The sequence below is a fragment of the Texcoconibacillus texcoconensis genome (assembly GCF_014202575.1).
GTDB lineage: Bacteria > Bacillota > Bacilli > Bacillales > Salisediminibacteriaceae > Texcoconibacillus > Texcoconibacillus texcoconensis.
On the sequence record NZ_JACHHB010000009.1, the window covers coordinates 29,135 to 44,675 of the forward strand.

15 protein-coding genes are annotated in these 15,541 nt (G+C 39.9%); all 15 read right to left on the reverse strand.

What is annotated here, in order from left to right; genetic code table 11:
• Positions 1-45 precede the first annotated feature (45 nt).
• On the reverse strand, positions 46-759 hold the full coding sequence (locus HNQ41_RS10355) for a glycerophosphodiester phosphodiesterase family protein (protein WP_184664357.1): 714 nt from the start codon (positions 757-759) through the stop codon (positions 46-48).
• 29 nt (positions 760-788) lie between these two features.
• Positions 789-1,325: a hypothetical protein gene (locus HNQ41_RS10360; protein ID WP_184664358.1), complete on the reverse strand. Its 537-nt coding sequence runs from the start codon at positions 1,323-1,325 to the stop codon at positions 789-791.
• Between the two features lie 126 nt (positions 1,326-1,451).
• Positions 1,452-2,570: an RNA polymerase sigma factor RpoD gene (gene rpoD, locus HNQ41_RS10365; RefSeq protein WP_184664359.1), complete on the reverse strand. Its 1,119-nt coding sequence runs from the start codon at positions 2,568-2,570 to the stop codon at positions 1,452-1,454.
• Between the two features lie 44 nt (positions 2,571-2,614).
• On the reverse strand, positions 2,615-4,441 hold the full coding sequence (gene dnaG / locus HNQ41_RS10370; protein ID WP_184664360.1) for a DNA primase: 1,827 nt from the start codon (positions 4,439-4,441) through the stop codon (positions 2,615-2,617).
• 63 nt (positions 4,442-4,504) lie between these two features.
• Entirely contained in the window at positions 4,505-4,969 is a 465-nt protein-coding gene (locus tag HNQ41_RS10375) for a YaiI/YqxD family protein (protein WP_184664361.1), read from the reverse strand.
• Between the two features lie 329 nt (positions 4,970-5,298).
• Positions 5,299-6,105, reverse strand: a complete 807-nt coding sequence (locus tag HNQ41_RS10380; protein WP_184664362.1) for a pyruvate, water dikinase regulatory protein — start codon at positions 6,103-6,105, stop codon at positions 5,299-5,301.
• 31 nt (positions 6,106-6,136) lie between these two features.
• On the reverse strand, positions 6,137-6,838 hold the full coding sequence (gene ccpN, locus HNQ41_RS10385; RefSeq protein ID WP_221301923.1) for a transcriptional regulator CcpN: 702 nt from the start codon (positions 6,836-6,838) through the stop codon (positions 6,137-6,139).
• An 80-nt stretch (positions 6,839-6,918) separates the two neighbouring features.
• A complete protein-coding gene (gene glyS, locus HNQ41_RS10390; protein WP_184664363.1) occupies positions 6,919-9,003 on the reverse strand; it encodes a glycine--tRNA ligase subunit beta in 2,085 nt (694 codons plus the stop codon).
• On the reverse strand, positions 8,996-9,886 hold the full coding sequence (glyQ, locus tag HNQ41_RS10395; RefSeq protein WP_184664364.1) for a glycine--tRNA ligase subunit alpha: 891 nt from the start codon (positions 9,884-9,886) through the stop codon (positions 8,996-8,998). Before glyQ ends, glyS begins: the two co-directional genes overlap by 8 nt.
• A 338-nt stretch (positions 9,887-10,224) precedes the next feature.
• The gene (gene recO, locus HNQ41_RS10400; RefSeq protein WP_184664365.1) at positions 10,225-10,980 is read right to left on the reverse strand and encodes a DNA repair protein RecO; all 756 of its coding nucleotides are present in this window, start codon (positions 10,978-10,980) and stop codon (positions 10,225-10,227) included.
• A 41-nt stretch (positions 10,981-11,021) separates the two neighbouring features.
• Positions 11,022-11,162, reverse strand: coding sequence for a YqzL family protein (locus HNQ41_RS10405; RefSeq protein ID WP_184664366.1), 141 nt, complete (start codon positions 11,160-11,162; stop codon positions 11,022-11,024).
• A 199-nt stretch (positions 11,163-11,361) separates the two neighbouring features.
• Entirely contained in the window at positions 11,362-12,276 is a 915-nt protein-coding gene (gene era, locus HNQ41_RS10410; protein ID WP_184664367.1) for a GTPase Era, read from the reverse strand.
• Positions 12,277-12,428: 152 nt separating this feature from the next.
• The gene (locus HNQ41_RS10415; RefSeq protein WP_184664368.1) at positions 12,429-12,818 is read right to left on the reverse strand and encodes a diacylglycerol kinase family protein; all 390 of its coding nucleotides are present in this window, start codon (positions 12,816-12,818) and stop codon (positions 12,429-12,431) included.
• Positions 12,802-13,269, reverse strand: a complete 468-nt coding sequence (ybeY, locus tag HNQ41_RS10420; protein WP_184664369.1) for an rRNA maturation RNase YbeY — start codon at positions 13,267-13,269, stop codon at positions 12,802-12,804. Before ybeY ends, HNQ41_RS10415 begins: the two co-directional genes overlap by 17 nt.
• Entirely contained in the window at positions 13,253-15,490 is a 2,238-nt protein-coding gene (locus tag HNQ41_RS10425) for an HD family phosphohydrolase (protein WP_184664370.1), read from the reverse strand. Before HNQ41_RS10425 ends, ybeY begins: the two co-directional genes overlap by 17 nt.
• Positions 15,491-15,541: the final 51 nt, after the last annotated feature.

Genomic DNA, 15,541 nt, shown 5'->3' on the forward strand with positions numbered 1-15,541 from the left:
AGAAAAGAAGATTGCAACTAAAAAAACAAGTTTTCCAACATCAATTTAGCGGAAAAGGTTAATCATCCTTTGTGGATCGTCTGTCATTAACGATTCAACCCCTAGACGACGGCATTTTTTCGCAATACGCCCCTGATTCACCGTATAAACTCGTGTAGGAAGACCTTGACTTTTCCAATAAGGAAAGTAGTTAGCCGCTTGATATGTATATCGAATGTGTATGGCTTGGGCACCGATGTCTGATGCATATTGCTTTGCATGACGTAAAGGGTTACGCGTGAGAATTGCTGTCTCAATGCCATTCATTCGTAAATGAAGTTTATGAAGAAGTCGATGATGAAACGATGAGATAATCACTTTATGCGTGCATTGAAAACGTTCTAGTATCGGTAAGCAAGCATCAATCAGTGCATCATCTTCCGAAGTTGGTTTCAATTCAATATGTAATGTTAATGGTTTATCTTCTGCCCATTCAAATACTTCTTGTAAGTGAGGAATACGTTCACCATGAAATTGTTCATGAAACCAACTTCCAGCATCGAGTGTACGTAACTTGCGATATGTAAATGTACAAAGACGCCCTTGAGCATTCGTTGTTCGGTCTACTCTTTCGTCGTGCATAATAACTGGCTCATGGTCTTTCGTTAATTGAACGTCAAACTCAACCCCTGCTGCTCCAACATCCCAAGCTGATTGAAAGGCTGCGAGTGTATTTTCTGGATCATATTGACGATTCCCTCTATGTCCAACAATCTTCACAATGACAAATCCTCCTTTTTCTATAATAACTACATAAATAGAAAAATCAGCAGCAAAATCAGCCCACTAAAGCCTGCAATTGTTAAGTATTGATAAGCCCACTTCAACCCGATCACAACCCATGATACACACGTAAATACAATGACTAACCCAAGAAACCAACGCTCACCTGGTAGTATGAAATCAGCGAGCTCAACCATCAAGATAAACGAAATTAACGTTGCAGTGACAATATAAATATGTACATAGAGTGATTGAACAAGACGAAACCAATAAATGATCCCCATAAAAACCGCCAGCAAAACAAACAAGAATGTCATTTGCATTGGCTCTGAAAAAACAGTAAAATGAGTGACAAGAAATGTTAATACAATAACAACGATGGCAACCATAAGATGAATAAACACTAACGAAGTAAAGATAGATTTTCGAGGTTCATCATTGTCTTGGTTTTGTTCTCCCTCAGTATATAGAGAGAGTAAAAAATTACAGTACGTTTCAGGAAGTAAACGATGTTTCCTCCAATATTTTATTTCATTAATAATGATTGTTTTTCGGTCATCCATCGTTTATTCACCTTTCTATTGTATTTTATACGTATGAACATCACGACATATCAATAAAATTTATCTTTTTACAAAAGAAAAGCTTGGCTTAACGCCAAGCTAACTCGATAAAAAGAGTGGAAACATTTATTCTAAAAAGTCTTTTAATCGTTTACTACGGCTAGGATGACGAAGTTTTCGAAGGGCTTTCGCTTCAATTTGTCGAATTCGCTCACGCGTGACACCAAAAACTTTTCCTACTTCTTCTAAGGTACGTGTGCGACCATCATCTAAGCCAAAACGTAGACGTAACACATTTTCTTCTCGATCTGTTAACGTATCTAATACATCCTCAAGTTGCTCTTTTAATAATTCGTAAGCAGCAGCATCAGACGGCGCTAACGCTTCCTGGTCTTCAATAAAATCACCTAGGTGCGAGTCGTCTTCTTCACCAATTGGTGTTTCTAACGACACAGGCTCTTGAGCAATCTTCAAGATTTCTCGTACTTTATCAGGTGGTAAATCCATCTCTTTTGACACTTCTTCTGGTGTCGGCTCTCTTCCTAGATCCTGTAATAATTGACGCTGCACACGGATCAATTTATTGATCGTCTCGACCATATGAACGGGTATACGGATCGTCCGTGCTTGGTCAGCAATCGCTCGTGTGATCGCTTGACGAATCCACCATGTTGCGTATGTGCTGAACTTATAACCTTTGTTATAGTCAAATTTCTCAACCGCTTTAATCAGACCCATATTCCCTTCCTGAATTAAGTCAAGAAAGAGCATCCCCCGACCGACATAACGCTTCGCGATACTTACGACGAGACGGAGGTTGGCTTCCGCAAGACGACGTTTCGCTTCTTCATCACCATCTTCAATGCGTTTTGCCAATTCGATTTCCTCTTGTGCAGAAAGGAGTGGGACACGACCGATCTCTTTTAAGTACATACGTACCGGATCATTAATTTTAATTCCAGGAGGTACGCTCAAATCATTGAGATCGAACTCCTCTTCTTCTTTTTCCACTTGCTGTAGGCTCGGGACATTTTCCGACTCATTTAATATTTCAACACCTTGTTCACCTAGGTATTCAAAATATTCATCCATTTGCTCTGAATCTTGGTCAAATGCCGATAAACGTTCGGTGATTTCCGCGTAAGTAAGTACCCCCCGTTTTTTCCCCTCTTCGAGCAATTGTTCTTTTACCTGATCGATGGTTAAATCTCCTTCCGTTACTGAACGGACTGGTTTTTCAGCCATGCGATCCCTCCTTCCTAATGTTCGCAACCTCTATCTCGTCGTTTCTATGACTCATTTTCTACCTGCTTTTGAAGCTCTTTTTTCATCTTTGCGATATCTTGAGCAATTTGTGCAGCACGTAGAGGATCATTCGCCTCCTCGGCTTCCTTTTGAACCTGTTGCAATTTGTCTATTTCTAGTTGTTTCGGATAACTAAGAACTCTCTGAATATAATCATTCAACGCTTGCTCCGACAAATCTTCATCTATCGTCATCATCGCAAGTTCGGCGGTTATTTTTTGTAACCTTTGATCAGGCAAATGGGTAATAAATTTATCTAGATCAGGTTGTGAATGATCAGCATAAAAACTGTAAAGGTGTGCAGCAATCGCTTGATGTTCATCAACATTGAAGTTCGCACCTATTTCTCTTTGAACTTTTTCAGCCATGGTACGATCCCTTAGCATGAGTGCTAGTAAATAACGTTCTGCATTCTGAAATGCTGGTAACAAACGTTTTTCCGACGCATAAAAAGTACGCGGTCGTTTCACTTCTGTACCAGATTCACCATGCTGCCTTTGTTTTAGACGCGCCTTATAACGTTGCGTCAATTCTTGTTTTAAAGCATCCAGGGATAGCGAAAATTCATCTGCAAGTTGTCGGATATAATGATCGCGCTCGACCGCACGCGGCAAATGACTTATTTCATCAAGCACTTGATTTAAATATTCCATTCGCTCTGTTTCATGCTGTAGATTCTTGCCTCGACGATAATACCTCATTTTAAACGCCATAAACGTAAAACTTGTATCAAGAACGTCATTTTTGAAACGATCTGCCCCAACTTGTTGGATAAAATCATCAGGGTCATAACCTTCTGGTAACAAAGCAATTTCCACATTTAACCCTGCACTTGTTAACGTTTGTGCGTTTTTATAAGCGGCATTCATACCTGCATCATCTGAGTCATAACACAAAGTTACGCGATCGACATTTCGACGTAAAATCTTTGCCTGTCGTTCTGACAGTGCTGTTCCCATAGCTGCTATTGTATATTCTATACCCGCTTCGTAAGCGGAAATAACATCTGCAAAGCCCTCAAAGAGAACGGCTTCGTTCTTTTTGCGCATTTTCGGTCGTGCATAATGAAAGGCATAGAGTAGTTCTTGCTTATTAAACAAAGCGGATTCTGGGCTGTTCAAGTATTTTGGTTCACCATCACCTAGCACCCTTCCCGAAAAACCGACAACTCGTCCGTCTTTATCCCACAGAGGGAACATGAGACGTCCGCGAAATCGGTCGAAAAGCTTTCCATCAAATGAACGCTCAGCTACAAGGCCGCAATCAACAATATCTCTGTGGTTAAAGCCACGCTTTTGTAAAAACGAGCTTAAAAACTCCCACGAATCAGGAGCAAACCCAAGTTGAAATCTGACAATCGCCTCGTCAGAAAAGCCACGTTCTTGTAAGTAACGATAGGCTTCTTTGCCTTGTTCAGTTTGTGTTAACACGTGATGGTACAACTTAGCAGTGAGTTCGTGTGCTTTTATCCAAGGTTCAAATTTTTGTGCCTGTGATGATGTTTTCTTTTCAACTTCCGGGAGATTTATTCCAGATCTTGCTGCCAGCTTACGGACAGATTCAATAAATTCAAGACCTTCCAACTCCATGAGGAAAGAAAACACATTCCCGCCAGCACCACACCCAAAACAATGGTATAGCTGTTTGTCTGGTGAAACAGAAAAGGACGGAGTTTTCTCGCTATGAATTGGACATAGACCACTAAAGTTTTTTCCTTGTTTCTTTAGTTGAACATATTCACTGATGAGATCAACGATATCAATGGATTTACGAATCTGTTCAATTTTTTCTTCAGGAATGCGCCCACTCATGTTTTCTCACCACCCGTTTTAACTCTATTATCGAAAAGGATGGCTTATACACTTTCGTTCTTTTCAGCAAAAATCCTGCTTATTTGACAAGATTTTTTCTAAATTGATGCGAAAGGCAGTTCGATCATCAGCCATCAATCGTTTTGGTCCTTTGGTTCTCTTCCCTTCTCGACGTTCTTTACTACTTATGTAGCGACGAAAGAGTAGATCATCCATCGATTGTTCCGAAAAGATGAAACCACGAAAGGACAAAACGATCACACCTTTCGGTAAAAGCAAACTTGCTAGACCATAATCTTGGGTGACGACAATATCGTTTTTTTTTGCCAATTGGAAAATTTTCATATCGGCTTCTTCTTGATGTTGATCAACCATTATCCACCTACATGAACCATCATCACCGCCAGCGTGTGCATAGGAAGAAACCATAATAACATCAGTATCAAAACGCTCTCCTGCTTCTTTGATCTCTTCTTTCACCGGACACGCATCAGCATCGACATATATCGTCGAATTTATCGTTTCCATATCGTTGTATTCTACACCTTTCTTCGAACTCCTGCCTCTTTCATACATGTTTTTCCCGTAATACAAAAGGACTATTAACTATCTTTACCAAATTTCAAATAAAAAGTCTTGACTTTTTAAATTTATTTGTTCTTTTTATGTTTATGCAAACAATCCCAGTCACATACAACAAATCACAATATTTCATTATATATTATCTTTTGCAATTAGGCTATAGATAAAAAAAGAAATATGTTCAATCGGTTTTCAACATAAGAAAAGGGCCACCCCTTTCTTTTAAGTTCATAACGCAACGTTATAGGAAAGGGGTAGACCTCATTGGAGTTCAATTACTTATTTGTGACCATTTTGAAGATAATATTTGCCGTCTCTTCAACAGCTTTATGTGAAACGTCAATGACTTCACAACCAATCCGGTCGACCACTGACTGAGAATAATTTAACTCTTCATGGATTCGTTTCATGTTTGCGTAGTTTGCCTCTTCCTTTAAACCAAGAGACCGAAGTCTTTCAGAACGGATATCATTTAATTTCTCAGGCTCAATCGTTAAACCGAAACACTTTTCAGGAGAAATCCTAAATAATTCTTCAGGCGGTTCAACTTCTGGGACAAGTGGAACATTCGCAACTTTGAGTCGTTTATGTGCCAAATATTGTGACAAGGGTGTTTTCGAGGTCCGAGACACCCCGACTAATACGACATCAGCTCTCATAATGCCACGAGGGTCACGTCCATCATCATACTTTACAGCAAACTCAATCGCTTCAACTTTGCGAAAGTAGTCTTCGTCAAGTAAATGAACTAAGCCTGGTTGTTGTTTCGGCTGTTCTTCCATACGATTCTCAAAAAGGTTGATCATTGGGCCTAGGATATCATAAATTTCAATCCCCTCAGTATTTGCACGCATTAACATATAGTTTTTTACTTTAGGGATCACAAGGGTGAAAGCAATCATTCCGCCCGATTCTTTCGCTTGAGCAACCACTTCGTCAACTGTTCCTTCATCTTCAACATAGGGAACACGTCGAATATCCACATTTGTAGTGCTAAATTGACTAGCTGCTGCTTTGACGACAAGCTCAGCCGTTTCCCCAACAGAATCTGAAACGACGTATACAACAGGGGTGTTATTCATCTGACAGTGACCTCCTCACGGACTCTAAACGTTAGGTTATTTCTCCATTCGTTAAGTCAACAAATGCTCGGGTAATATTCGTTTTCGTCAAGCGCCCGACTACTTCATAACGAATTTGCTCATCTTCTTCAACCTTTTTAACAACTGGAATACCGTCAATTTGCTTATCGATCAATTCTTTCGCCATTTCTAGCAAAAAATCCTCTTGTTCACAAATCGTAATATTAGGCATCCGGGTCATGATGATACTGACTGGAATGGATTCTAACTCTTGTTTTCCTATACTTGCTCTTAGTAAGTCTTTTCGAGATAACACCCCGACGAGGTGTGAATTATGATCTACGACAAACAATGTTCCGACATCTTCTAAAAACATTGTCACGATCGCATCATAAACGGATGCAGACTCATTGACGACAACAGGGATTGATTGATAATCATGGACGGTCAGTTTTTTCATTCTCTCTGTCAACAACTGCAATCCTGTCTTGCCAGTGTAAAAGTAACCAACACGAGGTCGCGCTTCTAAAAAGCCAGCCATTGTTAATATGGCTAAATCAGGACGCAACGTCGCACGTGTAAGTGATAGCTCATCAGCAATTCGCTCTCCTGTAATCGGGCCACGCTCTTTTACAATTTTTAATATCTGTTCTTGCCTGTCATTTAGTTCGATCGTTCTCACCACCCTAAGAGGCCCTCTTCGATTGAAGAGGTGCTCAAATATACACTTCATTTAACATTGACTTTGAGCGATTCATTCCGTTTTATGAAAACAACTTCTTTCACTCATCTAAGCTTGAGAAACGATTGACGTTATGACGAGAATACGATCGCTTGAAAGTCTGCAAATGACGTGATCAACGATGCACAGGATGTCATTTGCGCTAGGCGATTATCTCGCTGACGCTTTTCATCAGTCATGACCATAATATGATCAAAATAGTCATGGATCACTGGTGTTAACGATTCAAGTGCTGCAAATTCACCTTCTAAATCAGCATCCTCTTTTGCTTGACTTATGTCTTGTTCGACCTTCTGAACTTTTTCATGTAATACATGTTCTTGTTCTTCAGTAAATAATGATGAATCGACATCTACTAGATGAGACGACTTTTTCGAAATGTTTGTTACACGGCTAAATGCCTCAACAGTTGATTTAAATTGTTCCTCTTCTACACGTTTTTGTAAAAATTCTGCTTTTTCAATGACACGGTCAATACGACCGATTGGACCATTGAGAACTGCACTAATCAAATCATATCGAACGCCGCGCTCTTGTAGAACGTTTTTCACTCTTTGCTTAATAAATTCATTAACCGTTTCAGCAACTTCTTCTCGCTCTTGTTTTAATAATTGACGAGATGCTAATTGCTCTAAAATATCATTTGTCACGTCACGAACATCAATCTGCCAAGACTGTTCTAATAAGATTTGGACAACGCCTGCGGTTTGTCTACGCAAACCGTGCGGATCTTGTGAACCTGTTGGAACAACACCGATACCAAAGCTTGCAATGACCGTATCCAATTTATCAGCAACACTCAACACTGCACCAATTGTGCTTTTCGGTACAGGGTCTTTCGCCTGCTTTGGAGAATAATGTTCAACGATGGCTTTTGCAACTTCAGGTGCCTCTCCTGCTTTGAGCGCATATTCCTCACCCATTCGACCTTCGAGTTCAGTAAATTCATCAACCATATTTGTGACAAGGTCAAATTTCGATAAATGGGCAGCGCGTTCTAAATGTTGCTTTTCTTCACTAGACAATTGTAAGCGATCTGCTAATTGTTCAGAAATTGTCCGTAAACGACGTACTTTATCACCTAACGTACCTAATTCTTCATGATATACAATCGACTCTAATCGATTCACTGCGTCATCTGGACGAATTTTCAAATCTTCATTATAGAAAAATTCTGCATCAGCCAAACGAGCACGTAATACTTTCTCATTACCTTTTTGGACATTTTCTAAATGTCGGTGATCGCCATTTCTTACCGTAATAAAGTACGGAAGAAGGTCACCATTGTCATCGTGAACAGGAAAGTAGCGTTGGTGTTCCTTCATTGATGTCACTAATACGTCATCTGGGACACGTAAGAAAGATTCATCAAAATGACCATATAGCGCCGTAGGATACTCAACGAGTTGATTGACTTCATTTAACAACCCTTCATCAATTGGTACGTACCACCCTTCACGTGACGCGATTTCTCCAACCTGTTGACGAATCGCTTCTTTTCGTTCATTCGGTTCAGGTATGACAAACTCTTGAAGAAGTTTCGTTTCGTACTCATCGGCGTGACCAATCTCACTCGGTCCACCTAAGAAACGGTGACCACGCGTCACATTGCTAGCAGAAATATCAGTAATCTCCATAGGGATCACTTCTTCACCATACAAACTAACGAGCCAATGGATCGGTCGTACATACCGTAGGTCATATGCATTCCATTTCATATTTTTAGGAAACGTTAATTGTTCAACGACTGATTTTAATCCTGAAAGTAACGCGCTCGTCTCTTTCCCTTTAAAATCTTTCGTAACAAAAACGTAAGATTCTCCTTTGACTTCTTTAAAATATAGTTCGTCAACGGACACACCTTGTCCTTTAGCAAACCCTTGTGCGGCTTTCGTCCACTCCCCGTTTTCATCTTGGGCGATTTTCTTCGCAGGACCTCTCGCCTCTTCTTGTAAATCCTCTTGGTATTCTGCAACTTCAAGAACTTTCACAGCTAATCTACGTGGTGTCGCATACTTCTCCACATCACCATAGCTAATCCGATGTTCTCCTAACCAAGTCGTTACTCGATCTGCCAGTTGATGCATTGCGTCATCGACAAAACGTGCCGGCATTTCTTCTAGACCAATTTCTAATAAAAAGGATCGGTTACTCATCGGAAGATCCCTCCTTTTGTTTCAGCAGCGGAAAGCCGAGGCGCTCTCGCTCTTCATAATAAAGTTTTGCACATTTTCTCGCCATATTTCGAACACGTCCGATATAACCTGTTCTTTCAGTAACCGAGATCGCTCCTCTTGCATCTAACAAGTTAAATACATGTGAACATTTTAAAACATAATCATAGGCAGGAATAACTAACCCTTCATCTAATGACCGGTTCGCCTCTTCTTCGTATGTTGAAAATAAGTGGAACAACATTGAACTGTCCGATACTTCAAACGTATATTTTGACTGCTCATATTCGTTTTGCGTAAAGATATCACCATATGTGAATCCATCCACCCATTCAAGGTCAAAAACGTTCTCCTTATCTTGAATATAGGACGCAAGGCGTTCGATGCCGTATGTAATCTCTACAGATACTGGCGAGGCATCAAGCCCACCGACTTGTTGAAAGTACGTAAATTGCGTAATTTCCATACCATCGAGCCATACTTCCCATCCAAGTCCCCACGCAGCAAGCGTTGGCGCTTCCCAATTATCTTCAACGAAGCGAATATCATGCTTTTCTGGATCGATACCGAGCCTTTTCAAACTTTCTAAATAAAGATCTTGAATGTCTACTGGAGACGGCTTCATAATTACTTGAAATTGGTGGTGTTGGTATAGACGGTTCGGGTTTTCTCCATACCTACCATCTGCTGGACGTCTTGAAGGTTCCACATAAGCGACATCCCATGGCTCTGGACCAATACTCTTTAAAAATGTCATCGGGTTCATCGTCCCGGCACCTTTTTCGACATCGTAAGGTTGCATCACAATACATTTTTGTTCTGCCCAAAACGATTGAAGTGTTAAGATCATATCTTGAACATTCATATCTTTGCCTCCTGCTCTTTACTTGTTAACTCAATCAGGTTTAGTTTATGTCTTTCTACACAAAAAAACTCCCGCCTTCTATGCCTATTCAATAGACATAGGGACGAGAGGATTTCCCGCGGTTCCACCCTATTTGTTTCTCACTATTGAGAAACCTCTTTTCAAGGTGTGCTCAGGACTGCCTTCCTTACCTTCTGTATCCCTAGCTTCCACTATCCTAGGTTCGCTTTCTAACCAATGACTGTTATACAGAGCGGGTAAGTACTACTTTCCATCAATGCACCGACATATACATTTTTGTACATGCAATATTACTGAAAAAATAAACATATGTCAACTTAAGTACCATCAAAATCCATACGTTCCATTTGTTCTAAGAATCTCTTGGACTTCAAGTTTAGACCTACATAGGCATCATAGTAATCGTTTAACACATGGCGCAATTGCTTTTTTGTTCTTTCCTTTAATGATACTTCACCAATTCTCTGTAAATCGAGATGGAGAAAACCTCTCAAAAGTTTGATTACAGCTTGATCGACATCATAACGATAAGGGTCTGATGTTTTACAAACTTCACAAAGTACACCACCTTGTTGCAAAGAAAAAGAAAATTGCGATGTCGTTTCACCGCACCCGACACAACCATTTAACCGTGGTGCCACGCCTGCTTGCGTTAACATTTTTGTCTCGTAAATACGAAGAAGAACTTCAGGGTCAACACCTTCGTTTAACCGTTGCAACATTTGATAAACGAGTTCAAATAAATAAGGGTTTCGTACACGTTCATCCGTAAGTCGATCAAGCATCTCCACGACATAAGCTGCATAGGACGTAAGCATTAAGTCGTTTTTAATATCACGAAATAAATCAATAACATCTCCTTGATTTAATGTCCCTAACCCTGAACTTGGCCGATATACAAATTGACCGTAAACAAACAATTGAGAAGCAGAGGCGAAACGACTTTTCGGTCGCTTCGCCCCTTGCGCCATCATTGCCACTTTGCCATTCTCTCTTGTAATTAGCGTAACGATTTTGTTCGTTTCGCCATAATCTTGGGTTCTAATCACAATACCTTCAACTTTTTGCAGCATGCATTTCACCGCCATCAGTTACGGTGAATTGAGAACAACCTTTAGTACGAAGAAGAATCAACCGTCTCTTCTTCATTTTGCCCTTCTTCCTCTTCCGATAAAGAATTTTCCAACTCTTTATATACTAAATACGAGTCGATATCGCCAGTTATGGAGAAAACCTTCCAAGAAAAGTCGATCATGACAATTCCACCTTCCCTCCGACGTTTTTTATCTTTGGCGTACTATTAGGTTGACCCTATTCACCATTATCATGTTATGGAATAATTGTAAATTAAAAAGGTCGATTTTTCTGTATAATGCATCTTACTTTTATGATAGCGCTCTTTCCACAAAAAAACAATCGCCCTTATGAGACGATTGTTTTACGATTATGTTACGTTAATACTCATCATCACGGTAGCCAAATTCTTTTAACACACGTCCACGATTTCGCCAATCTTTTTCAACTTTCACCCAAAGCTCCAAAAAAACGCGTGAACCTAAAAGGGCTTCAATATCTTCACGAGCTCGTCGTCCAATTTCTTTTAACATCGACCCTTGTTTTCCGATAATAATCCCTTTTTGTGAATTTCTTTCTACAACGATGACTGCATCGACTAGGACCGTTTCTCCATCATCGCTTGTACGCACGTTTTCTATATCAACAGCGATCGCATGTGGAATTTCTTCTCTCGTCAAATGAAGGACTTTTTCACGAATCATTTCACTGAAAATAAACCGTTCTGGATGGTCTGTTACTTGATCTTCTGGATAAAATTGCGGTCCTTCTGGTAAATAACGGAAAACTTCGTTCATTAAGGTGTCGACATTATTTCCTTCTAAAGCAGAAATTGGCACAACTTCCGCAAATGAATACTTCTCGCGGTAAGTATCGATAAATGGCAACAATTCATCCGGGTGAACTTGGTCAATTTTATTTACGACGAGAAAAACAGGTGTATTAGTATTTTTTAAACGCTCGATGATAAACTCATCACCTCGGCCTATTCCTTCACGAGCGTCGACGACAAACAAAATCACATCCACTTCGCTAAATGTATTTTGCGCCACACGCATCATAAAATTACCGAGCTTATGTTTTGGTTTATGGATGCCCGGGGTATCGATAAAAATCGCTTGGCCTCTCTTTTCAGTATACACGCCTTGCACTTTATTACGTGTTGTCTGTGGTTTATCACTCATAATCGCGATTTTTTGGCCTAATACGTGGTTTAAGAGCGTCGATTTACCAACATTTGGCCTTCCTATTAAAGCCGCAAATCCAGAATGGAAAGTCTCTTGTTTATCAGCCACGGAGATCACCTACCGAAAATGCGCAAGAAAACCGCACTAAAATTGATTTTTCTTCTTCAACTATAAATTCTTTGGACTTCATGTTTTTCTCCTTTTTTACATTGATCTACTTTATATTGTTATAAAAACCTTAACTGACCTATTTACGATCACTAATAGAATAAGGTAATTACCCTTGGAATAAAAATAATTACTCCAACGATAACAGCAAGTGTTGCAACCGTGAGTACTGCTCCCGCTGCAACATCTTTGGCCTGCCCTGCTAACTCATTTTTTTCCGGCGAGACAAGGTCAACAACACGTTCAATCACTGTATTGATCATTTCTAACGTAATAACCATGCCAATAACAAAAAGAAGCAATAACCACTCAACGGTGCTCACATTTAATAACCAAGCAGCGATCAATACCAAAATTGCTGCGCCAGTGTGAATTCGAATATTACGTTCTGTCGTCCAAGCATGATACAAACCTCGTCCAGCGTACCGAAAACTATTTAATAGCCGATTCCACGGGCTTTTTGGGCTATTTTTGTAATCCATGTTCGTTTAGAATCGTCTCTTGTTTCGCAAACATTTCTCGTTTGTTCTCATCAGTATCATGGTCATAACCTAGTAAATGAAGAAAGCCGTGAACCGCGAGAAAACCTAATTCTCGCGAAAAGGTATGACCGTATTCTTTTGCTTGCTCGTGTGCCCGCGGGACTGAAATAACAATATCACCTAACAATTCAGGAACGTGATCAGCTCCAATCACTGTTTCTTCTTCACCTTCATTTAATGCAAAAGATAAAACATCTGTCGGTTTATCTTTCTCTCTGTATTCATTATTTAGAGAGTGAATCGTTTCATCATCAACGAATGAAACAGATACCTCACTATCTTCTGCCACTTCTTCGACTTTCCCAGCGGTCTTAAGTAACTGTTGTACGAGATCTTTTTGTTCGTCTGTAAGGTAACCATTTTCATCTAAAAGGTCAATTTGAAGTGTCATTAGAATTCACCTTCTCTTTCATCGCTTTAATATTCTCATCGTCTGGGTATTCAATACGTGAATGAAATGTTCCTTTGAGCGTTTCCATCATCGATTTCGAAACACTATGGAGCTGTTTCAACGTCAAGTCACATTCATCAAACTGTCCATCTTCTAAGCGCTCATTGATAATTTTTTTGATTAAACCTTCAATTTTATCAGGTGTAGGTTTTGACATTGATCTAACAGCAGCTTCAACACAATCAGCAATACCTACAATTGCCGCTTCTTGAGACTGCGCCTTTGGACCTGGATAACGAAATTCTGATTCAGGTATGTTTTGGTCACTTTCTTTGGCTGCTTTATGATAAAAAAACTTTAATAATGTTGTTCCATGGTGTTGTTCGGCTATATCAATAATTTCTCTCGGCATTCTATTTTCCCTTAATTCATCAGCGCCGTCATAAGGGTGACTAATAATGATCGTGCGACTAAGTTGTGGTGATATTTTATCGTGCGGGTTGTCAATCTTCATTTGATTCTCAATAAAGAAATGCGGCCGTTTCGTTTTCCCTAAGTCATGGTAATAAGCCCCAACACGAGCCAGTAAACCATTCGCACCAATCGATTCGCATGCAGCTTCCGATAAATTAGCGACGATCACGCTATGGTGATATGTCCCTGGTGCTTCTAACAAAATTTTTCGTAATAACGGATGATTCGGATTCGATAATTCGATTAGCTTTGTCGAAGATAAAATACCAAAACCAGCTTCAAAAAAGGGTAATAAACCTAGTGTTAATACTGCAGCTAAAAAGCCAGATGCAGCAGAAAAACCAAGGTTCGATCCTATCTCAACCCACGTATATTGGCCGTTTTTCAACATCAACAAACTCGTCGTCGCAAGCATGTTCACAAGAGCCACAAAAAGTCCTGCTTGAAGAACACGAACCGTCCGATTAGAACGACTCATAAAAAATACGCTACTAGCACTACTGAAAAAAACGTAAAATATATGAGTATAATCAACAAACGCTGCAGCCTTGGCATTAAATATAACCCCTGCAATGAGCGCAAACAAAAAGCTTGAAAATAATGCTATCCTAGCATGTAAAAGAATCGTTATTAACATTGAACCTAATGCAACAGGTACCATCAATGTCATACCATGAAGGTCCGTTACATGGGCATAGCTAACGATTTTCATCGTTAATAACGTAACAGTAAAAATTAATACGTACATTAACAAGTGTGTATTGTTATCGCGGAGGGTTGTATTAGCCTGTCCTAAATAATACGCTACTAAGCCTGTGATTAATACAACAAGAAGCGCTAAGCCGATATACGGATAGGTAAACGAAGCATCATCTAATAATCCGACAAGTGAGAGTTGGTGATAAACTTCACTTGTAATCAGATCACCTTCTTCGACAATCAATTGTCCTTCACGAATAACAACAGGGTCGATAGCTTCTACAGCCTGTTCACGCGCTCGTTCTGTTCCTTCTTCATCATAAATATGATTGGCGGTAATTGCAAAGCGCGCCAGTTCATTCATCGCATCATAGAGTCGGGGACTTATTGTTGAAATAACGATTTTATCTTCTACTCTACCCTTAGCATCGTCTACTTCTCCAATTTTAATTTCATCACTCATAACATCATGAATGGCGTTTGTCGTCGTTTCTTTAGCAAGCTCCAATTCTTTTTCACTGGCGTGGAGAAGCGCATCAAGTGTATCATCTGATAAGTCATCATTCGTTCTTGCTGATATCATCGATTGTAAACTTTCTCGCTTATCTTCACGCTCTATTGGTTCTGGACGGTCGTCTTTGGATAAGTCCTCGTCTTCATCTTCTAACTTTTCCTCAAACGACTCGATTTCCCTTTCGCGCTCAGCCGCTTCCTCTTGAATTTGATCAACGAAAAGAAAGATTTCATTGATTTGATTCACTTGATTTTGTGCATAATTTTGCCGTGATGTGTATACTGGTTCGATAGATTCGGCTGCTTGTTGTTTTCGATGTTTTGTTTCTTCTTGATCCTCAATTGTTATTGGTGAACGGATACTTTGATCCGCCTGAGCCCCTAATTCGACATTTAGTGTCTCAGGAATCACATTAGGTAACATCGAAGCATACATGACGACTGCTAATAATATGTATAGGAGTACACGAATGTGCCGTTGCTTTTTTAACCTTTTCCACCATTTTTGTCGATCAATTGGTGAGTGTTGACTCATTAGAGACTCCCCTTATGCGAATCGTGTCCGCACTTTTATCAAATCGTAAGG

Bases quoted from the DNA above. Each gene is read 5' to 3' on its own strand.
- HNQ41_RS10405 (WP_184664366.1), bottom strand. From the start codon at position 11,162: ATGATCGACTTTTCTTGGAAGGTTTTCTCCATAACTGGCGATATCGAC.
- rpoD (WP_184664359.1), bottom strand. From the start codon at position 2,570: ATGGCTGAAAAACCAGTCCGTTCAGTAACGGAAGGAGATTTAACCATC.
- HNQ41_RS10360 (WP_184664358.1), bottom strand. From the start codon at position 1,325: ATGGATGACCGAAAAACAATCATTATTAATGAAATAAAATATTGGAGG.
- dnaG (WP_184664360.1), bottom strand. From the start codon at position 4,441: ATGAGTGGGCGCATTCCTGAAGAAAAAATTGAACAGATTCGTAAATCC.
- glyS (WP_184664363.1), bottom strand. From the start codon at position 9,003: ATGAGTAACCGATCCTTTTTATTAGAAATTGGTCTAGAAGAAATGCCG.
- recO (WP_184664365.1), bottom strand. From the start codon at position 10,980: ATGCTGCAAAAAGTTGAAGGTATTGTGATTAGAACCCAAGATTATGGC.
- HNQ41_RS10380 (WP_184664362.1), bottom strand. From the start codon at position 6,105: ATGAATAACACCCCTGTTGTATACGTCGTTTCAGATTCTGTTGGGGAA.
- HNQ41_RS10425 (WP_184664370.1), bottom strand. From the start codon at position 15,490: ATGAGTCAACACTCACCAATTGATCGACAAAAATGGTGGAAAAGGTTA.
- HNQ41_RS10375 (WP_184664361.1), bottom strand. From the start codon at position 4,969: ATGGAAACGATAAATTCGACGATATATGTCGATGCTGATGCGTGTCCG.
- glyQ (WP_184664364.1), bottom strand. From the start codon at position 9,886: ATGAATGTTCAAGATATGATCTTAACACTTCAATCGTTTTGGGCAGAA.
- HNQ41_RS10415 (WP_184664368.1), bottom strand. From the start codon at position 12,818: ATGGATTACAAAAATAGCCCAAAAAGCCCGTGGAATCGGCTATTAAAT.
- ccpN (WP_221301923.1), bottom strand. From the start codon at position 6,838: ATGAAGTGTATATTTGAGCACCTCTTCAATCGAAGAGGGCCTCTTAGG.
- ybeY (WP_184664369.1), bottom strand. From the start codon at position 13,269: ATGACACTTCAAATTGACCTTTTAGATGAAAATGGTTACCTTACAGAC.